At 64.5% G+C, this 20087-nt stretch carries 20 protein-coding genes; all 20 read right to left on the bottom strand.

Features of this window, described 5'->3' with window-relative positions; all coding sequences use genetic code 11:
* Positions 1-26: 26 nt before the first annotated feature.
* Entirely contained in the window at positions 27-767 is a 741-nt protein-coding gene (locus tag JF545_RS17020) for an SDR family oxidoreductase (RefSeq protein ID WP_206944044.1), read from the bottom strand.
* 263 nt (positions 768-1030) lie between these two features.
* Positions 1031-2005, bottom strand: coding sequence for an SMP-30/gluconolactonase/LRE family protein (locus JF545_RS17015; protein WP_242520937.1), 975 nt, complete (start codon positions 2003-2005; stop codon positions 1031-1033).
* 131 nt (positions 2006-2136) lie between these two features.
* Entirely contained in the window at positions 2137-3285 is a 1149-nt protein-coding gene (gene dgoD, locus JF545_RS17010) for a galactonate dehydratase (RefSeq protein ID WP_206944042.1), read from the bottom strand.
* Positions 3286-3370: 85 nt separating this feature from the next.
* The gene (locus JF545_RS17005) at positions 3371-4153 is read right to left on the bottom strand and encodes a FadR/GntR family transcriptional regulator (RefSeq protein ID WP_206944040.1); all 783 of its coding nucleotides are present in this window, start codon (positions 4151-4153) and stop codon (positions 3371-3373) included.
* A 171-nt stretch (positions 4154-4324) separates the two neighbouring features.
* Positions 4325-5056 (bottom strand): 4'-phosphopantetheinyl transferase family protein, encoded by a 732-nt coding sequence (locus JF545_RS17000; RefSeq protein WP_206944039.1) that lies wholly within the window; start codon positions 5054-5056, stop codon positions 4325-4327.
* Positions 5037-5477 carry an excinuclease ATPase subunit gene (locus tag JF545_RS16995; protein ID WP_206944038.1) on the bottom strand — a complete coding sequence of 147 codons (441 nt, stop codon included), beginning with the start codon at positions 5475-5477 and terminating at the stop codon, positions 5037-5039. The genes JF545_RS17000 and JF545_RS16995 overlap by 20 nt, the downstream gene beginning before the upstream one ends.
* A 54-nt stretch (positions 5478-5531) precedes the next feature.
* On the bottom strand, positions 5532-6788 hold the full coding sequence (locus tag JF545_RS16990) for a beta-ketoacyl-ACP synthase (RefSeq protein ID WP_206944037.1): 1257 nt from the start codon (positions 6786-6788) through the stop codon (positions 5532-5534).
* The gene (fabG, locus tag JF545_RS16985) at positions 6788-7513 is read right to left on the bottom strand and encodes a 3-oxoacyl-ACP reductase FabG (protein ID WP_206944036.1); all 726 of its coding nucleotides are present in this window, start codon (positions 7511-7513) and stop codon (positions 6788-6790) included. Before fabG ends, JF545_RS16990 begins: the two co-directional genes overlap by 1 nt.
* Positions 7510-8058 (bottom strand): hotdog family protein, encoded by a 549-nt coding sequence (locus tag JF545_RS16980; RefSeq protein WP_242520936.1) that lies wholly within the window; start codon positions 8056-8058, stop codon positions 7510-7512. Before JF545_RS16980 ends, fabG begins: the two co-directional genes overlap by 4 nt.
* The gene (locus tag JF545_RS16975; RefSeq protein WP_206944035.1) at positions 8055-9263 is read right to left on the bottom strand and encodes a beta-ketoacyl-ACP synthase; all 1209 of its coding nucleotides are present in this window, start codon (positions 9261-9263) and stop codon (positions 8055-8057) included. The genes JF545_RS16980 and JF545_RS16975 overlap by 4 nt, the downstream gene beginning before the upstream one ends.
* Entirely contained in the window at positions 9248-9946 is a 699-nt protein-coding gene (locus JF545_RS16970; protein WP_315857920.1) for a DUF3261 domain-containing protein, read from the bottom strand. The genes JF545_RS16975 and JF545_RS16970 overlap by 16 nt, the downstream gene beginning before the upstream one ends.
* Positions 9943-11196, bottom strand: coding sequence for an NAD(P)/FAD-dependent oxidoreductase (locus JF545_RS16965; protein ID WP_224852147.1), 1254 nt, complete (start codon positions 11194-11196; stop codon positions 9943-9945). The genes JF545_RS16970 and JF545_RS16965 overlap by 4 nt, the downstream gene beginning before the upstream one ends.
* On the bottom strand, positions 11180-13534 hold the full coding sequence (locus tag JF545_RS16960) for an MMPL family transporter (protein ID WP_206944034.1): 2355 nt from the start codon (positions 13532-13534) through the stop codon (positions 11180-11182). The genes JF545_RS16965 and JF545_RS16960 overlap by 17 nt, the downstream gene beginning before the upstream one ends.
* Entirely contained in the window at positions 13531-14136 is a 606-nt protein-coding gene (locus JF545_RS16955) for a LolA family protein (protein WP_206944033.1), read from the bottom strand. The genes JF545_RS16960 and JF545_RS16955 overlap by 4 nt, the downstream gene beginning before the upstream one ends.
* Positions 14133-14573: an acyl-CoA thioesterase gene (locus JF545_RS16950; protein WP_206944032.1), complete on the bottom strand. Its 441-nt coding sequence runs from the start codon at positions 14571-14573 to the stop codon at positions 14133-14135. Before JF545_RS16950 ends, JF545_RS16955 begins: the two co-directional genes overlap by 4 nt.
* Positions 14563-16116 (bottom strand): HAL/PAL/TAL family ammonia-lyase, encoded by a 1554-nt coding sequence (locus JF545_RS16945; RefSeq protein ID WP_206944030.1) that lies wholly within the window; start codon positions 16114-16116, stop codon positions 14563-14565. Before JF545_RS16945 ends, JF545_RS16950 begins: the two co-directional genes overlap by 11 nt.
* A complete protein-coding gene (locus JF545_RS16940) occupies positions 16100-17056 on the bottom strand; it encodes a glycosyl transferase (RefSeq protein WP_206944028.1) in 957 nt (318 codons plus the stop codon). The genes JF545_RS16945 and JF545_RS16940 overlap by 17 nt, the downstream gene beginning before the upstream one ends.
* Positions 17053-17793 carry a glycosyltransferase family 2 protein gene (locus tag JF545_RS16935; RefSeq protein WP_206944026.1) on the bottom strand — a complete coding sequence of 247 codons (741 nt, stop codon included), beginning with the start codon at positions 17791-17793 and terminating at the stop codon, positions 17053-17055. Before JF545_RS16935 ends, JF545_RS16940 begins: the two co-directional genes overlap by 4 nt.
* Complete coding sequence (locus tag JF545_RS16930) at positions 17786-19546, bottom strand: AMP-binding protein (RefSeq protein ID WP_206944024.1); 1761 nt, start codon at positions 19544-19546, stop codon at positions 17786-17788. Before JF545_RS16930 ends, JF545_RS16935 begins: the two co-directional genes overlap by 8 nt.
* Positions 19543-20085: a hypothetical protein gene (locus tag JF545_RS16925; RefSeq protein ID WP_242520935.1), complete on the bottom strand. Its 543-nt coding sequence runs from the start codon at positions 20083-20085 to the stop codon at positions 19543-19545. Before JF545_RS16925 ends, JF545_RS16930 begins: the two co-directional genes overlap by 4 nt.
* Positions 20086-20087: the final 2 nt, after the last annotated feature.

Raw genomic sequence — 20087 nt, 5'->3', positions numbered from 1 at the left:
ATGCAGCGGGCATTGACGGTATGGGGTCAGGCAAAGCCACCGTTGGCGCGAATGACCTGGGCATTGATCCACTCGGACTCTGCGCGCATCAGAAAAGAGACGATCGCCGCGATATCCTTCGGCTCACCCAGGCGCTCCAGGGGCGGCTTCTGGGCAAAGCTTTCAATCTGCTCGGCACTTTTGCCGCGCCGGAACAGAGCCGTATCCACCGGGCCTGGGGCGACCGCGTTGACGGTGATGCGTCGACCGCGAAGCTCCCCGGCGAAGACCTTGGTCAGTGACTCCACCGCGGCCTTGGTGGCGTTGTAAAGACCATAGCCAGGCAGGTTCAAGGCCAGGGCGCTGCTCGACAGGTTGACGATGCGGCCACCGTCTTCAAGGCGCGATGCAGCCTCCCGCAAGGTATTGAAGGTCCCTCTGACATTGGTGTCGAAGTGATGGTCGTAGTCGCTGTCACTGGACTCGGCCAGCGGCACCATGCTGAGGGTTCCGGCATTGTTGACCAGGCCGTCGACGCGACCGAAACGCTGACTGGCGGCCTCGAACAGCTGGGTGACATCTGCCGGACGTGTGACGTCGGCGGCGACGGCCAGGGCGACGCCACCCTGGGCCTCGATCTCCTCCACCAGACTTTCAGCGCTCTCGCGGCTGTTGGCGTAATTGATGACCACCTGGTGGCCATCACTGGCCAGGCGTCTGGCAATGTCTGCACCAATGCCGCGAGCGCCACCGGTAATAATGATGACGCGCGTGTCTTCTATCGCCATGAGATCAGGACTCCTGGAGGTGTGCGTCCGTCAGCGTCGGTAGAAACGTCAGCCGGACAGTGGCAAGGCGCTGCCAGCAGCGCCGTTAGTGATGGCAGGCTTGTCTAGGCTTTGTCCGAAAAGTCGACGAGCGAAGGTTAGACAAGGCAAAAATTGGTGAGAAAGCGCAGTTTACGAGGTGTAAATGAGTATTTTGACCGGGCTGGCGTACCAGCCGATTTTTAACACCGTATTACCAAGCGCAGGCACTTTTCGTACAAGCCCTAGCGAAGCGCGATGGGAGGCTCCACTAGCCCCCTAACTCCCGGTAGCGCCTCGGCCAGATCGAACAGGAAAATGGCGCCATCTCGGCGTGAAGGCGCCTGTTCGCCAGCGGCCGGGGACTCCCCCTCTGTGGCAGTGGTGATCAACAGCTGGGTCAGGTGGTGACCGCCAAAGGCGGGGCAGGAGGGTTGTTCGGCGTTGACTCTGATATGGCAGACCTCTTCTCCCGTCGGGGAGAGACGGGCCACCCGTCCCGAGCCCCACAGCGCGAGCCACATGTAGCCTTCTGCATCGATAACCGCGCCGTCGGGATTGCCGACATCCCCAGAAAAGTCCGCCCAAGGCTCGGGAGCGATCAATGCCTCCGGTGCTGCTGGCTCGCCTTCCTGAAGGAAGCTGTTGCCGTCGGCGCGCAGAGGGAAGCCCTGGGCGTCCAGCGACCAGCGCATGACCACGCCAGTGACGGTATCGGTAAAGTAGCCGAGTCGCCCGTCGGGAGAAAAGCACAGGGCATTGGGGATGCTCATGCCGCGCTTGAGGCAGGTGATCTGGCCGCGATAGAGGCGATACAGACTGCCAGCTCCCGGCTCTGCAGCCTTGCCCATGGTGGAGAACCACAGGCCCCCGTGGCGGTCGATGCGAGCATCATTGCTGCGAGTGACCGGATTGTCGGCTTCTACCTCCCGCCAGGGCGATATCTGGCCATGGGCATGGTCGCGTTCCTTGAGGCCTGACTCGGTCACCAGCAGATCATCGCCGCTGGTCAGGGGAGCAGCGAACGAGGTTAACTCGTCCAGCGCTTGGCTTTCGAGGGAGCCATCGTCGAGTCGATAGCGGTGCAAGCGCTTGCCTAGGATATCCAGCCAGCGATACTCGCCACGCATGGCGTCCCAGCTTGGGCCTTCGCCCAGTTCGCAAGGACCATCGAAGATCACCCGGGCCTCGCCCAGGCAATGGGAGGAAGAAGACGTCATCGGTTGTCTCTCAGGGGTGGCCGAGCTATGAGTGTTTCCTCAGTGTGGGAGCCCGCCCGAGCGGCGGCAAGTGTGCGGCTCGTTCGGGCGGCCATCAATGGCTGCAGAAATACCCTGTCGACAGGTGGGGCTTACCACTCGGCGACGGAGCCATCCTCATGCTGCCATACCGGATTGCGCCAGCGGTGACCGACCTTGGCACGTTCCTCGACAAACTCCTCGTTGATCTCGACGCCCAGGCCTGGCCCGTCAGGAATCGCGCAGTAGCCGTCTTCGATGGACAGGGCTGACTTGTCCACCAGGTAGTCGAGCACGTCGTTATCCTTGTTGTAGTGGATACCCATGCTCTGTTCTTGAATGAAGGCGTTGTGACACACCGCATCCAGCTGCAGCGAGGCGGCCAGCGTCAGCGGACCCAGCGGGCAGTGGGGGGCGAGTGCCACGTCATAGGCCGAGGCCAGGGTGGCGATCTTGAGACCTTCGCTGATGCCACCGCAGTGCGACAGGTCCGGTTGCACGATATCCACCATGTTGTCGGCCAGCAGATCGCGGAAGGCAAAGCGGGTGTGCAGACGCTCACCGGTGGCGATGGGGGTCGCCAGGTCCTGGGCGATGGTCTTGAGGACGGGCAGATGCTCCGGCGCAACCGGCTCCTCGATGAACATCAGGTGATAGGGCTCGAGCTCGCGCATCAAGGTCTTGGCCATGGGGCGATGGACGCGACCGTGAAAATCCACCGCGATGCCGACATCCGGGCCCACGGCGTCACGGGCCTCTGCTACCCGTGCGACCGCGTCATCGATCTTGCGATGGCTGTCGACGATCTGCATCTCCGGGGTGCCATTCATCTTGAAGGCGGTAAAGCCCTGATCGGTCAGCGCCTTGGCGCCTGCCCCCACGTCGGACGGGCGGTCACCACCGGTCCAGGCATACATGCGCATGCGATCCCGCACCTTGCCCCCGAGCAGCTGATGCACCGGCACGCCGAGTTCGCGGCCCTTGAGGTCCCACAGCGCCTGATCGATACCGGCAATGGCCGACATCAGGATGGGGCCGCCACGATAGAAGCCCGCGCGATACATGACGTTCCACAAGTGCTCGATGTTGCGCGGGTCCTGGCCGATCAAGTAGTCCGACAGCTCGTGCACGGCCGCTTCGACGGTGGCCGCTCGACCCTCGATGACGGGTTCGCCCCAGCCGTAGACGCCTTCGTCGGTCTCGATCTTGAGAAAGCACCAGCGCGGCGGCACCTGCCAGGTCTTGAGTTTGGTGATCTTCATGGTGGAAACCTCATGTCGGCGGCCGGTTCAGCCGCGTGGAATGTAAACGATGCACAGCAGTGGCGGTGACGCTCGCCCCTGTGGCTTACATGCTGGGTCGAGTTGACGGCGCCATCACACCCTGGCCAGGCGCCAGCGAACCCAGGTCGCGGGCGGTGCGCTCCAGCAGGCTTTCAGTGGCCTGGCGGGCCTGTGCCGGTTGCCTCAAGCGAATGGCTTCCAGCAGTTGGCGGTGCCGCTCCAGGCTGTCGCTGAGCCCTTCGGCCTGGCCCGTTGCCTGATCCTGGGAGCGCTGTATCAACGCCACAATGCATGGGCGCAACAGCAACCCTAGCTGGCGCCAGACCAGGTTATGGCTGGCACGGTAGATGGCATCATGGAATGCCACGTCGTACTCGGCATGGGTGAGCCGCAGGTGGGGCAGGTCGGCGGTGCTCAGCATGCCCTCGAAGGCACGCTCGATACGTGCGAGGTCCTCACCCGTGGCATGCAGGGCGGCCAGTTCGCTGATGTACGGCTCTGCCGCCAGGCGAAAGGAAAATACCGCAGCGATCAGTTCGGGATGGGGAGCCTCCAGGCTTGCCATCCAACGGCTCATCTGTGGGTCCAGCAGGTGCCAGTCGATGACATCACGGACCAGCGTTCCGCGTCCGGCCACCCGCTCGATCAGACCTGCCGAGACGAGCTCGGCGAGGGCGTTGCGAACGCGATTGCGGCTGGCATCGAAGTGATGGCAAAGGTCCAGTTCGCGAGGGAAGTCATCGCCCGGTTGCCAGCGTCCCGAGAGGATCGCTTGGGCGAGGACCTCGGCCAGGGCTGACGCGCCGCCTGTCTCTGGCGATGGCGATAATGACGAGAGTGCGGCCATCTGAGCCTCCGAAATGTTGGATGTTAGTGTATTTAATGTCTGACATTTATAGCAAGCGACAATGACACCCTCAGGACTAGACCTTGGTAGGGGGCAGGGGCAGGAGCAAGGAACTCGCGGGAGGGAGGCTTGTGGGTAGAGGGCAACGCTGCCAGATATCGATGGATCGTCTCACCCTGCGTCAGAGTGTCGGATCCTCGTGAAAGGAATGCCGCGCCCACCTAGAGGCATCTCGATGACCAGCTGGGAACTCAGGCTGCACAGGCTCACGGTGAGCCTTTGATCCTGTGCTTGCCAGACATTCAGTGGCTGTTCGAAGGGGCGAGAGTCGCGCTCGAGGTCAATGCCTGCGGACATCGGCATCGCCACGAGCGATGCGATGCGGGTGGCCAAGACATGGTCCGGTGGCTGGTCCGCCAGACAGCCGAGCTTGTAGCAGGCCTCGTGCAGGGTCCAGGCGCGGTAGAAGGCGGCAAGAGGATCACTTGAGGCGCGGATGGCGTGACGCACCTCGGCCTCAGGCAATGTCTCGATCAGTCCCTCGAGGCGACGCTGATGTCGCCGCTTGCGAGAGGGGCTTGGCGCCTCGATATCCAGACCGATCGGCACCTCACCAAGTCCGGCGACGACCAGGCCGCCGCTGTGGCTTAGACAGGCCGTCCAGGGACGGGGCAAGTCGGTATGGCGGGGTGGCCCCGCGCCGCGTGGCGACCAGCCCTCCAGCGCACAGCGATGGCCAAGCTGGGCGGCCAGCCGGGTTAACAGCTCCCGTCCCAGGCGGGATGTCTCGGCCCCCCGCGTGATGGCCGAAGTTGGCCGCCCCAGAGGGGCAGCACCGTCGTTGGCCGACAGCGCTGCGATGGCCAACAGCAGCCGCGGGGGCTCAGCGCAGAGTGACGACATCGCCCTTCAGTGCCACCCCGGCCATCAGCGCGCCGGCATGGCACTCGTACTCGTCGGTCAAGGCGCGCGGGTTTCTGTCGTAGAAGCTTGCGATGTTGACCACGGCGTTACCGCCCTGCTGGCGCGCACTGTCCTGCAGGGCGATCAGCGCCGACAGCATGACCCAGCGGCAGGCTTCTTCATCCGTCTTGTTGAACGCGTTGGTCTTGCGGCTGGTGACCACTTCACCAAAATTGCGGTCGACGGTACCGCCGTCATCGGCAAACACCAGCCGGATGCTGGGGTCCAGCTTCTCCTGAGCGGCTGGTGTGGCCAGCGCTTCCTGAATGGGCAGGAAGTAGGGGGTGTCGCGTGCTTCAGCACTGGCGGCTGTGCCAAGGCTTGCGAGAAGCAGTGACAGGGCAAGAGTTCCTTTCTTCATGTGTCGTTTCCTTTCTTCTTATGGGGAGGCCGTTGGCCCCGCGCGGTCGCGTCATTACCAGCGGCGGAAAATGAGCGACGTGTTGATGCCACCGAAGGCAAAGTTGTTGCTCATCACGTATTCACACTGCATATGCCTGCCCTCGCCACGCAGGTAGTCGAGCTCAGCACAGTCGGGGTCCGGATTCTCGAGATTGAGGGTGGGATGGAACCAGCCGTCGCGCATCATCTCGATGGCGACCCAGGCCTCAAGTGCGCCGCAGGCCCCCAGGGTGTGACCGGTGAAGCTCTTGAAGGCGCTGATCGGCTGGTGCTTGCCGAACACTGCCTGAGTCGCCTTGCTTTCGGCGACATCACCGCGATCGGTCGCGGTGCCATGTGCGCTGACGTAGCCGATATGGGAGGGGTCAAGCGCTGCATCGGCAAGCGCACCGCGAATAGCGCCTTCCATCATGCTGGCATCCGGTTGGGTAACATGGCGACCGTCGCTGTTGGTGCCAAAACCGACCACCTCAGCGTAGATATGGGCGCCACGAGCCAGGGCGTGTTCCAGGTCCTCAAGGATAAGGCTGCCGGCGCCCTCGCCGATGACCAGACCGTCGCGATCGCGGTCAAAGGGCCTCGGTGTTGCCTGCGGCGAATCGTTGCGGGTGCTGGTGGCGAACAGGGTGTCGAACACCGCGGCTTCCGATGCGGAAAGTTCTTCGCAGCCACCTGCGATCATCGCCTTCTGGCGGCCGAAACGAATCGCTTCGTAGGCGTAGCCGATACCCTGGCTGCCCGAGGTGCAGGCGCTGGAGGTGGTATGAATGCGCCCGCGTACGCCGAGAAAGACCCCGATATTGACCGGAGCGGTGTGGGCCATCATGCGAATGTAGGAGTTGGCGTTGAGGCCGTCTGTGGACTTGTTGATTAGCATGTTGCCGAAATCGGCAACGGCATCTGGCTCACCGGCTGATGCGCCATAGGCGATGCCCATCTCGCCACTCCCCAGCAATGGGCTGTCAGCAAGCCCCGCATCCTCCAGTGCCAGCTCGCTGGCGCGAGTGGCCATACGGGCCCCGCGACCCATGCTGCGCAGGGCCTTGCGATGATAGTGCGCAGGCAAGTCGAAGGTTTCTACCGGGGCACCCAGGCGGGTGTTGAGACCTTCATAGACGGCCCACTCGGGCAGATGACGGATGCCGTTTTCGCCGCGCAGCAGGCGTGCCTTGATGGTTTCCCAATCGTTGCCGACTGGCGAGAAGCCGGCCATGCCGGTCACTGCCACGCGACGCCCCAGGCCGTCGGCGCGATGTCCGTGATGATGCATCAGCATAGCCCTCCGTTGACGCCTATCACCTGGCGAGTGATATAGCCTGCGTCCTCGGAGCACAGGAAGCTCACGGCGGCAGCCACCTCTTCGACTCGCCCAGTTCGGCGCATCGGTATCGCCTTCATTGCCTCGTCACTTGCCAGGTCTTCTGTCATGTCAGTGTCGATCAATCCAGGTGCCACCGCATTGACCGTGATCCTGCGCTTGGCCAGTTCGACGGCCAGCGCTTTCACTGCGCCAATCAGCCCGGCCTTGGCCGCGCTGTAGTTGACCTGCCCGCGGTTGCCCATGACCCCGGAGACCGAGGACATGACCACAATACGGCCAGGCTTGCGCCGACGTATCATCGGCATGCTGATCGGTTTGACCACGTTGTAGAAGCCGTTGAGGCCAGTGTCGATGACGCTGTCCCAGTCATTGTCGGTCAGTGCCGGAAAGGCGCCATCGGCCGTGATGCCAGCGTTCAGTACCACGCCGTAGTAGGCACCATGGGTCTCCATGTCATGTTCCAGCGCCGCCCGAGTGGCCGCGCGGTCGGTCACGTCGAAGCACAGTACCCGTGCCTGTCGGCCCTGGCGGCGGATGAGCTCGGCGACGTCTTCGGCGGCATCTTGGCGGCTGCGGCAATGAACCACGATATCGAAACCATCCCGGGCAAGTCGCAGAGCGATGGCGCGGCCGATGCCCCGGCTGGAACCGGTGACGAGCAGGGTATCGGTCATGGCGTGGCGTCCTCGAACATGGCTGACAGGGCGTCGGCGCTGTCGGGCTGAAAGACATTCAGGGTGGCGCTGGCCAGCGTCAGGCCAGTGGCCCCGCTGAGTTCGCCGCGAAAGGCACCTAGCCCATTGTCGGCGCGATAGTCGAGCACGATCTTGACGGTGATCGGGAGATCGAAGCAGAAGTGCTCGACGTCGCAATGGTAGTGTCGGGAGCCCAGCAGGAAGCCGATACGCGGCGTGTCTCCGTGTTGTCTTGCGGCCTGGCCGGACCAGGCCGCAATCGCTTGGGCCAGCCACTCCAGGCCCACCCAGCCAGGAATACCCTGGTCGTCGGCAAAAGGATCGTGATGCCGTGGAGTGACGCTGGCCACCAGGTGCTCCTCGCCGATCTCCACAACCTGGTCGAGCAGACACATGCTGGCCTGGTGAGGCACCAGCTCGGCGATCGGCGGAAAGCGCTCCTCAGCCACGTCAAGGTCAGTGGCCTGCTCGGGAGTGGCCTTCGATGACATGCCGGTAGCCTCGGCACAAGGGGGGAGTGTCATGACGTACGCTCCATCACGAGAGAAATATTGTTGCCGCCAAAGGCGAAGGCGTTGGATAGCGTGCGGCGAACCCGGGTGTGAGCGGATGGCAGTGCCTGGCATAGCGCTAGCTGCGGCAGCGTCGGATCGGCGGCATCCAGGTGAGGCGGGCACCGGTCATGCTGCATGGCGAGCCAGCAGAAGGCCGCTTCGAGAGCGCCGCAAGCGCCCAGGGTGTGGCCGGTCAGGCTCTTGGTCGAGCCACAGGCAACCCCTGCGGGAAAGGCCTGGCTCACGGCGCGGGACTCCATGGCATCGTTCTGTCGGGTCGCGGTGCCATGGAGGTTCAGATAGTCGATGTCGGCCGGTGTGAGGCCTGCCATCTCCAGAGCGGCTTGCATGGCATTCAGGGCTCCCTCACCGTCGGGCCGCGGCGCAGAAATGTGGTGGGCATCGCTGGTCTCCCCGTAGCCACTGAGCTGGATGCCACCCGGCTCGCCGCTGACCAGGAACAGCGCAGCCCCCTCGCCCAGGTTGATGCCGTCACGCTGCTCCGCGAAGGGCTGGCAGGGGTGGTTGCTGACCGCCTCAAGGGCAGAAAATCCGTTTACGGTAAGGCCGCATAAACTGTCGGCGCCACCTGCGATGACGACATCACAAAGCCCCGCCTTGAGCATCCGCCTGGCGCTGGTCAGGGCCTTGGCACTGGAGGTGCAGGCGGTCGAGAGGGTGTAGGCAGTGACGACAGTGACGTTTGGCCGAGCGTTGGCGATACGCCAGGCCAGGAAGTCGGACGGCGCGCCGATCTCGTGGCGAGCGTAGTGAAAGTCTTCAGGCCAGTGGCCCGTTTCAGCGCGCTGTGCGACCGCGCGCTCGGTTTCGCCGATGCCTGAGGTGCTGGTGCCCAGCACGATACCCAGGCGCGCCTGTGGATGTGTCTCCAGATAGGCGTCCAGCAGCGGGATGAGTCGCTCGAAGGCGGCGTCCAGCAAGCGGTTGTTGCGCGAACGGTGGCGCGCTGGCCAGTCGCTATCATCCGGCAGGGGGGACGTCACGGCGCCCAGCCATAGTGGGCGTCCAGGGCTGTGCTCATCACTGAGCACAAGGCCACGGGTGCCGCTGAACAGCCGCGAGGCGATGGTCTCAAGATCATCCCCTAGCGGGCAGACCAGTGCCGGCGCATGGAGTCGGCAGAATGTCTGCGTGGGTGTCACGTCGAGGGGCATGGTAAATCAGTCGCTGCACGGTGGTTGATTGTTGTGTCGGGAGTTCGGGTAGCGGGAGCCGGTGAGGATCCCAGCCTCGAGACACTAAGCCAGTAGTTGGCCTCGATATCATGAATCACATGGCAGGCTGGCGTCATCTTGACGCCAACGACCAACTGATCTCGAAAATAGATGCTGCGTGCATTGTCCTGCTGAACCAGCGACCAGTCACTACCTGCAAAGGCCTCGTGCAGTCGCTGTTGCGGCCACAGGCTAAAGCTCAGGCGACTGGCCAGCCAGTCGGCGCTGAACGGCGGGGTAAAGACGGCTCCTGGTGCAAAGCGCGCCCCTTCGGCGTCCTGCGTCAGGGTCAACAGTCGCTGGCCTTGCAGGCTAAGCAGGGCCAGCTGCAACTGCCGATGATCATGGCGTAGTACCCCGATAAGCTCTCGACGCTCACCCTGATGCACGAACGTCAGTCGCTGGGTCTGAGCGCTGACCGGTTCCAGACCGTCGAGACTCGGCATGGGCGCTATGCCGGGGCCCTGCGCGCAGCCGCCCAGCAGTGATAGCAGTCCCAGGGCAGCAACAAGACCCAAGCGTCCCAGCGCCGCGCGCAGTCTCTTTCGCTCGGCGAAGGGGGGCCGCTTGCTCGGGCAACAGGCTTGCCTTGCGCGGGGTGTGGGTACGATCGTCAGGCTCACGGTATCGCCGCCTCGCTGTCCAGCTTGCAGCGTTCGGCAAGACTCGTGAGGCGTCGGCGACTGGCGGCCACGAAGGGGTTGTCAGTATCCCACGCGTAACCGGCCAGGACCGAGGCAATCATCTGGCGGACCCGGGGCTGCTGGTCGGGATGGAAGATGACGCGAGGCAAGCGGCCGTCGTACCAGGCGTCGACGAACTCGCGGAAGGTGGCCACCCCCTGGCGCAAGGGGTGTTCAAACTCACGCTGCCAGTCGATCGTCTCGCCCTCCAGCTGGCGTGCGACAAGGGGCGCCGCGCGCAGGGCGGAGTCCAGGGCGATGGTGACACCGGAAGAAAACACCGGGTCGAGAAACTCCCCCGCGTTGCCAAGAATGGCAAAGCCCGGACCGTGCAGGCGGCGAATGTCGGCGGAGTAGCCGCTGATTCGCTGGACCTCGCGTGTGGCGGTTGCTGCCTTGAGCAGCCGCGCGTAGCGGGGCTCCTGTGCCAGCATCGACCACAGTCGCTGCTCGTCGTTGTCACCTGCCTGTGCAAGCTGTTCAGGACTTGCGACGACGCCCACCGATGCGCGTCCATCACGAAACGGTATCAGCCAGTACCAGACTCCAGCGTGTTCGGGGTGAACGCCAATCAGGATCTTCTCACGGTCGTGGAGCGCCGGATCAATATGGTCCTCGACATGGGTAAACAAGGCGCAGCGTGGGGGGAGGTCGGATGGGCGATCCAGCGCCTCGAGACGTGCCAGCACACGGCCATAGCCGCTGGCATCGAGCACAAAGCGGGCATCCACGTCGAAAGATTGACCGCTGTCGTCGACGCAGCTCAGCCGTGGCCTGATCGCATCCGCGTGAAAGCCAGTGACGCTGACACCGAAGTCAACCCGGGCCCCTGCGGCTTGGGCACCCTCGATCAGGCGCCGGTCGAAGTCTTCCCGCGGCACTTGCCAGGTAGTGCCAGGCCCTTGACTGAACTTGTCCCGGAAGTCGATGGCGGCATAGTCCTCACCACGACAGAAGGCGGCACCATTCTTGGCTTGATAGGCACCCGCCTTGGCGGCGTCGAGCAGACCGCAGCGGTCCAGGTGAACCATGCACTGGGGCAGCAGGCTCTCGCCGATCACGAAACGCGGAAAATGGGTGCGCTCCAGCACCCTGACCGAATAGCCCTTGCGAGCCAGCCAGGCGGCCGCTGCCGCACCGGAGGGTCCAGCACCGATGATGGCGATGTCGGTTTCAGGTCGTTCTTCCATGGGATGCGTTCTCCGGTTCGTGGGCGTCGCCTCCTGCGACACCATGATGAAAGGCATCGTCGGCGCGTGCTCTTGCGCCTCGGGCCAAGGGGACCAGGCACCAGGCGGCGATCAGTCCAATCAGGCAGGTCTGCCCGAGAAAATGCAGGGCTGGCGTTGCACTGAATGCCAGCAAGCCAAAGGCCAGGAGACTCGAGGCGCAGGACAGGCTGATGGCTAACCAGGCGCCAGGATCCTCTCGGTGTTCAGTGCTGAAGATTCCCGCATCCAGCCCGATCCCGAGCACCAGCAGTAGTCCCAGCAGGTGGAACAGCGTCAGCGGTGTCTGGTGCAGCGCAAAGATTCCCAGGGTGATCAACACTGCGCCCACGGGGGGCAGCAGGGCGCGCCAGACGTTGCGGCGATAGCGTACGCCGAACACCAGTATCAGCAGCGCCAGCGCCACTGCCAGCCAGCGCACCAGCTCGGCGCTGAGCAAGGCGAGCTGCTGCGAGAGTGCGGCGACACGGTCGCGGTAGATCACGTCCTCTGCCTCGGCGAGCTGGTGCAGAGCGGTAGTCGCACTGGCGTCGACATCACCCAGCATGATCAGCGCGGCGGGTGAGTCGAGACCGTCGAGCCAGAGCGCACGGTCGGCTTCTCCGGCGGAAGTTGCCAGCCAGGCGCTGGGCGTCAGGATGGGCACGTCGTCCAGGCGTTGGCGTACTCGATCCTGGAGCGCGCCCGGTAATCCGGCCGCGGTCAGCAGTTCTGGCAAGGCCTCGGCATAGCGCTCTTGCACCTGGGCCAGGGCGTTGTCCTGAGCGCTAGCCGGGGGCACTGTCTGGGCAAGATGGCGGAAAGACGACAGGTGGCCCTGCCGCTGCAGCCTGGCGAGCGGTTCGCTGAGTTGGTCCAGGCGCGTCAGCAGTGCGTCGGTCGAGGTGGCGGTGACGAGCAGATAGCGGAAGCTGGCGGGACGCTCAAGCAGAGCTTGTACGCGCTGCTGCTCGTTGATCAACGCTGCCGGTGACGGGTTGAGCTGTCGCAGGTCATGACTGGTGCTGCCCCTGGTCAGCGCTAGTGCGGCGGCAGCTGCCAGCAGCAGCACCAGCAATAGATACTTCCAGCGGGAGTGGGTACGCGGGCGCCACCGGTCAAGTCGCAGGGCGATGGCCGCGGTGGCCGGATGCGGCTGGACCGGGACACAGGGGAGCCACAGGCGCACGCTCAGCCAGGCGCCGATGAGTCCCAAGGCGGTGAAGGTGGCCATCTGGCGCAGGCCCGGCAACGGGGTGGCCAGTTGTACCAGATAAGCGCATAGGCTGGAGCCCAGGCCCAGCGCGAGTCCTGGCCAGAGCTGGCATAACGGACGCTGAGGGTTGAGCTGGCGGGCGCACTGCAGGTGCAAGGCGTAGTCGACGGAAAGCCCGATCAGGCTGGCACCGAAGGCCAGGGTGATCAGGTTGAGTGTATCGAAGATCAGCCAGGTCAGGGCGCTGGCAAAGAGCAGTCCGGTGGCCACCGGCAGCAGCAGCAGGGCAATCGCTCGGGGCCGCCGAAAGACCAGTGCCAGCAGCGCCAGGATGCCGAGCAGCGAACCGAGGCCGATGGTCGCGATCTCCTGACTGGCCTGCTGGGCGCCGGCGGCGGCGTGAAACACCAGACCCGCTCGCAGGATGGTCAGCTCGGGGTGTGCCTGGTGAGCACCTTCGAGCACTGCAGCCAGGCGGTGCTGTAGATCCATGGCGTAGGGGCTGTCCGTCAAGGTACCACTGATCAGGCTCCATTCGGCCTGGTCGGTGATCACCACCGGGCCTCCGGGGCGCCAGCTGACCGGGCCCTGGAAGCGGGACTGCAGCCAGGCGTCGAGCAAGCCGAATGGGTCCTGCGCCAGATTGGCGTCGAGGCCTGGAGTGAAGAGCCGCGTGAGGCCGCGCTGACGCCACGCTTCGGCGTCAGCATCGGCCAGGGCGTCAGTTAGCAGTCGATAGCGGTAGGCTGACAGGCTTTGGTCGGGCCTTGGTGGCGATTGGCTATCGAGGGTCGCGACGATGCCGCTATCCGTCAGTGCGTGGCGAAGCTGCTCGACAGCCGTCGCCTGCGCCGCCGGCGACGAGCCGTTCACCAGCAGCACGAAACGTCGCTCGAAGATGGTGGAGAGACGCTGGTCGGCCGCACTGATCAGCTGTCCTTGCGGTGAATCAGGCAGCAGTGCGGTAATGCGCGTATCCAGCGCTCCCCCTCGCAGTACCTGCAGCGCCAGCAGGATGACGCAGGCCAGCAGGACCAGTCCCCAGCCCCTGCGCAGCAGTGCGGCGGCGCTGAGGCCCCGGGAAGGGGCGCGCGAAGTGCTCATGCTCCGGGTGCTCGCGGCGGGCAGGGTAGCGGCGACAGGGCCAGGCTGAGGCGGTCTCCGTCGGTGAAGCGGACGACCAGTGAGGACACCAGCTCGTCGCCCTTCAGCGCTATGGACTCAAGGCGCTCCGCGATGGCGGCGTCCTTGGGTGACAAGGTGGCCTGCCAGGCGTCGAGGCGCCCGGACAGCGTCACGCTGAAGTGTTGCTCCAGGGCTGTCCAGTTGCCGTCGAAAAGGCCTGTCAGGACGGGCAGCAGGGCCTTCATGCCCGTCGCCAGGTCCGGGTTTTCGGCAGATAGCACCAGCCTGTCCTGAATCGGTGTCAGTGTCTGCCAGACCAGCCCCGTTGACTGGCGACGGAAATAACCGGTGCTCGGTAGCTCCGTCTCAAGATCCGCCATCCAACGCCGCTGATCAAAGCTGACGCAGGCGGGTGGGTCCTGGCTCAAATGGCGGCTGAGCTGCGTCAGGTCGGGTGGCGCAGCGATCGCGCTGGCGCTGGTTGCGAGCATCAGCACCGTCAGCCGGGACGTCGCTTTAGCCCACGCTATGCCAGCCAGGAACCTGCCACCATGGGGTTCGGCCTGGGTCTTTCGGTTCATGACTGTGCCTCTTGCCAGGCAAGGATCCGCTCGCTCAGAACGGGCGGTGACGCCAGGCGCATTTCGCCATCGCCAAGCCCTACCGCGACCTGCACTGACCAGGCTCGGGTCAGGCGTTTGGCGGTCTCGGCGCAGCGAATGGTGTAGTCGATCTTGAGACGATGTTCCCACTCGCTGAGTCGAGCCTCGACGTTCAGGTGTTGACCGAAGCGTGCCGGGGCGGCGTAGCGCAGCCTCAGATCGATGATGGGCCAGGCGAAGCCGGACGCCTTCATCTGCGGGTAGTTGTAGTCGATGGCGTCGAGCAGACGGCAGCGGGCAATCTCGAGATAGCGCACATAGTGCCCGTGCCAGGCGACCTCCATCATGTCGACGTCGTGGAACGGGACCTCAAGGGCCACACTGGCCCTGGGCAGGGGGCGAGCATCAGGCGTCATACAGGCTCCAATGGCGGCGGCGTATCAGCGTACACAGATGGTTGAGGTCGGTGTCCAGGGCGCGGTCCTCCTCCAGCGGTGCGATATCACGGCGCAGTTCATCCAGGAAAGCCGACAGCCGCTCCGGGATGGCGCTGGTGTTGCCAACACGACTGCGTAGCTCGACTCCCTGTGCTGCTGCATGCAGGGTCGCAGCGGCGACCTGTTCCACCAGGGTCAGGATGCGCAGTGCATCCCGGGCAGCGATGGTGCCCATGCTGACCTTGTCCTGGTTGTGGCACTCGGTGGAGCGTGAAAAGACGCTGGCGGGCATGGTCAGCTTGAGCGCTTCAGCGGTCCAGGCCGAGGCACCTATCTGTACGGCCTTGTAGCCATGATTGAGGGCCAGCCTTGAGGCGCTGGCGCCGCTCAGGTTGCTCGGCAGACCGTGGTTGTAGCGGCTGTCCACCAGCAGGGCCAGCTGGCGATCAAGAAGGTCGGCAAGGTTAGCGGTGGCCTGCTTCAGGCTGTCCATGACAAAGGCCACGTGGCCACCGTAGAAATGCCCCCCGTGCATGACCTTTCCTACACTGGCGTCGACAAGCGGGTTGTCGTTGGCGCTGTTCAATTCATTGGTCAGAAACTGGCGCCACCAGGGCAGGGCATCCTCGACCACGCCGATCACATGGGGCGCGCAGCGGGTCGAGTAGCGATCCTGCAGGCGCGGTGAGTTTCGTGGTGTGCGCGGTGCATGTAGATCCAGGCGCAGCCTTGCGGCCACCTCCTGCTGGCCTGGGTGCGGCTTGGCCGCGAACAGGTCGGCGTCGAAGTGATAGGGATTGCCGTCCAGCGCCTGGACCGATAACGCGGTAATGCGTGTCGAGAGTTGCGCCAGATAGGCGCAACGGGCGAAGGCCAGGCACCCCAGTGCGGTCATGACCGCCGTGCCATTCATCAGCGCGAGGCCTTCCTTGGGCTTGAGCCGATAAGGGGCCAGTCCACGCTCGGCAAGGGCCTCGGCGGCGGGACGCTGGACGCCGTTGTCGATGACCTCGCGCTCGCCGCACAGTACCGCCGCCAAGTAAGACAGCGGTGTCAGGTCGCCGCTGGCGCCGACGGAGCCCTCCTCGGGGATCAGCGGAAGCACATCATGTTCCAGCAACCATGAGAGGCGCTCCAGCAGCTCGACACTGACCCCCGACACGCCCTGGCAAAGGGATACCAGTCGCACCAGTACCACGGCCCTGGCCGCCTCGGCATCGAGTGTCTGGCCCATGCCGCAGCCATGAAAGGTATATAGCTGGCGCGGCAAGTCATCGATGTCGTCGTGGGCCACCGGCCGGGTGCAGGCGTCGCCGTAGCCGGTGGTGACGCCGTAGACCACACCGTCTTCTTCCAGCAGTTGCGCGAGAAAACGCTGTCCACGCTCGATGCGGGCGCGAAATTCAGGGCACGGCGACAGCACGATGCCACGGCGGCGCTGAGCGACGGCGAGAACATCTTCCAGCGTCAGGGCTGCGCCATCCAGGACCAAGGGGGCAGTCGACTCAGCGGGGTGGGACATGGTCATTGGTCTCGTCGGCAGTCCAGAAAGGGAAAAAGTTGAACCATTGCAACGGATGGCGTTGGACGCGCCAGGCCAGGTCGCTGCAGTGGCGCTGCATGGCGGCAGAAATCCAGGCGGCACGCTCTCGACGTCCCACCTGGCTGGCATCGTCGAGCAGATCGAAATCGACCAGGAAACCGTCGCTCTGGCGCACGCAGGCTAGCCGGTAGACCCGGCAGCGGAGCAGGCTGGCGAGCAGGAAGGGGCCTTCCGGGAAAGGCGCCTTGGCATCGAGAAAGTCGAGCTCACGGGTACGCCCCTGGCGGGGCGGAACACGGTCGGCTGCGATGACCACAAAGCCCCCTGCACGGATACGTGCATCCAGACGCTGAGCGCTGGACGGCGAAATCTCGTTGACCTCAAGGATCTCGGGTCGGCGTCGTCCGGTGGCGCGCTCCAGCAGCGCATTGAACTTGCGGGCGTTGGGCGTGTGCATGATGACGATCAGGTCCAGCGCCGGATGGCATTCGCTCAAGGCGTTGACGATATCGAGATTGCCGTGGTGAGCGACCACAATGAGCCCGCCCTGTCCTTCATCGACTGCTTTGGTGAAGTGGCTGACGCCGGCCCCCGAGAGCCTTGACGGAGGATACTCGCCGTTCCAGGCGGCGACCTTGTCCATGAGCGAGCGGCCAAAGCACAGGAAATGCCGAACACTGCGTGCCCGCAGTCGCACAGGGTGTCCTGCCAAGGGGGGATCAAGGCGTGAGAGATAGTCCTGGGAGGCTCGCCTGGCCGTGCGGTGCGTCAGGTAGTACCACAGGATGACCGGCCACAGCACGAGCTGAAAGGGCCAGTCGCCGAAGCGTCTGAGCCACACCATGAACAGCATTCCGCCCAGGGTGCCGCGCTCGCCAATGGTGGCCCAGTGGCGCTGGCGCTTGAGGCCGAGGCTCATGGCTGCCTCCAATGACGTCGCAGCAGGCGTGGCAGGCGTGGCCACATGGCCAAGAACAGTCGGGCGTGCATCAGACTGATCTGGGTGTTGTCACGCCATACCGCGAAGTGGCTGACGCCCTGCTCGGGATAGTGCACCCGCACGGGTAGATTGGCGAGCTCGCCCCCTGCCCAGTACCAGCGTACGAGTACCTCGGTATCGAAGGTCATGCGATTGCCGCAAGGGTGGCGGCGCAACAGCGAGTTGACCTGTGTGACCGGGTAGAGGCGGACCCCGCACATGGAGTCACGAATGTGGCGTGACAGGGTGTTGATCCAGACCCACACATGGGTGGCGTAACGGCCGTAGCGACGAGCCTTGGGCACGCTTTCGTCATAGCAGGCGTATCCTGCCAGCAGTCGGCGAGGCGACTGGTACATGGCATCGAGGAAGGCAGGGATATCCGCCGGGTGATGCTGGCCGTCGGCATCGACTTGCAATGCGTGGGTATAGCCCAGACGCTCGGCTTCGATGAGGCCGCTGCGCACCGCCGCGCCCTTGCCACGATTGTCGGCATGGGTCACCAGCGTGTGGCCCAGGGACGCCAGGCGCTCGAGCTCGCGGCGACATCCTGCGTCACAACCGTCATCTACCAGAATGATCGGCAGCTCGTGGCGGGCGAGTCGCTCTACCACTCCGGCGACGGTGTCCGGGTGGTTGTAGACCGGTATCAGGGCGCAGGGGCGAAGCTCACTCATCCCGAGCCTCCAGGCGAACCCTGCCTGAGGCGTGGCGCCCCTGTGCCGAGTCGTAGGTAAAGCCGATACCGTCGGCGCGACGTTGGAGGCTGAGCGTCAGGCGCTGGCCGGGGCGCACGACCTTCTGGAACTTGAGGCGGTCCACGCCGCGAAACCGGCCCAGGTCGGAAAATACCTCACGGCCATGCTGAATAGCCCATTGCACCAGCACCACTCCTGGCACCAGGGGAAAGCCTTCGAAGTGGCCTTCCAGATAGCGCAGTCGCTCCGGTACCTCAAGGGTCAGATGCCATTGTGAATCCTGGCCTTGAGCCCCCAGCCAGCGGGGCTGACGGTCATCAGTGAGGTCGTCGAAGAAGCGGCGCAGGGCGGCTTGATCATGCTTGCCTTGAGGATTGAGCGGCAGCGCCTCGACGAAGCGCCAGTAGCGGGGCATGGCCGATGGTTCGAGCGCTGCGCCAAGGTGTTCACGCAATGATGCGATCAAGCGCCGGCGTGGTTCATGCTCCTGTGGCAGGGCGTCGCCAGCCATGGCGACCACCACACCAAGGCGGCCATCGCGCAGGTCGAGGTCCACGCACCGAGCATCATCAACGTGCTGAAGCTCGCACAAGCGCTGTTCCAGTGCCGTCAGCGATATGCGCTTGCCGCCGACCTTGGCCAGCCGGTCGCGACGTCCCAGCAGGCGGAAGCCCTCGCCGTCACGTTCGACGCGGTCGGCTTGTTCCCACCATTGGTCAGGGTGGGGGAGAAAGGGTGAGCGCAGACGAAGGGTGCTGTCATCGAGATCCAGCTCGATGCCGGGAAATGGCCGCCAGGCGTCGTGTCGCGACTGCTGGCGATAGGCGATGCCGCCGGTCTCGGTGCTGCCGTAGATCTCGATGACCGGGGCGTTCAGCAGCTGCTCGCAGCGCATGGCGTCCGTAAGCGCCAGGGGGGCGCCAGAGCTGAAGACGTCGGTGATGCGCTGGTGCTCCAGGGCCAGGTGCTGGGGCAGCCGCGATAGCTGAGCGGGACTGGTGACCAAGCGGTTGGTCAGTCCGATATGTGAGGACTCGCTCGCTCGCTGGGCCATCACCTCGGGATAGCGACTGTCATTGCCACAGAAGGGGACGTTGTGACAGAGCGGCGACAGGATACCGGTCAACAAGCCATAGATATGCTGATGGCTTACCTGGCTGATCACGGCGCGACCGGTCAGGGGCCATAGGCTGGCATGACGGCTTAGTTCCTCGTCCAGTTGACGGAAGGACTTCGCCACAAGGCTGGGCTGCCCCGTGGAGCCGGAGGTACATAGCACCACCGCTTCACCCTCGAGGGGAAGGCCGGCGTCGGGGGACGATAGCGCCACGCGCGAGGTCGCTGCAGTGTTGTCCTGGGTGCCCGCCACGGTGGGTGTGGCGATGGGGGTGGCGGTAGGTGCAGCGGGTATGCGGCCAACCACCAGAGGTGACAGGCGTTCCAGGGTCGCTGGTCGATCATCGCCAGGCAGCAGGGCGCTTTGCCCGCTTTCCCACAATGCCAGCAGGGCGGCGGTGAAGGTAGCAGGGTCCGTGGCGAACAACAGCCAGCGTCCTTTCGGCCTTGGCTCAAGCCAGGTTCGCCATGCATCGATGGAAGGTCCAAGCGTCTGCGCGTGACACCAGGCGTCCGTCAGCGCGCCATTGCTCTGCACGGGCTGTCGCCAAGGGCGTTGCGTCAGGCCGAGATAATCGCTCCCAGCGCGGATTGCGTGGGTAGAAAAGGGGGTCATGGAGGGGGGCTCCGCAGCCGGCGTCGGCAAAGCCACTCACCGGCAAACATCAGGGCGATCAGGACATAGCTGATGACGCCGTTGTACAGGGTCCAGACGTCCAGGTCTGCATAGGCTGCCGTCCAGGCAGCGATGGTGCCGTTGACCACAAAGAACAGGCACCAGACTTGCGTCACGACTCGGGTATAGCGCACGCCGGCCGGCGGTAGATTCGGCTCCTGCAATCTGGCCAAGCGTTCTACCACAGGCATGCCGCGCCACAGGCTGAGGGCAAAGGTGGCCAGCAGCACTGCATTGACGGCGACGGGGTAGCCACGTACGCCCAGTTCGGCGTCCACGGTCAGCCCCAGGGCCAGCAGCGTCAGGGCGGCGATGGCTGCCAGGCCACGAGCCTGAGGCAGCCGCCAGGCGACCAGTGCACAGCCGGTCAACAGCAGCGGCCAAGGGCCGAGGATCCCAGACAGCCCCCACACCGCGAACGGCCAGGCCAGCGATAGCCCGATCGTCACCGCCTTGGCGGAAACCGTACGCGTACGCAACG

It is taken from the genome of Halomonas litopenaei (genome assembly GCF_017303055.1).
GTDB lineage: Bacteria > Pseudomonadota > Gammaproteobacteria > Pseudomonadales > Halomonadaceae > Halomonas > Halomonas litopenaei_A.
Note: the sequence above shows the minus strand (reverse complement) of the source record. Positions and strands in the feature narration are given on the sequence as shown.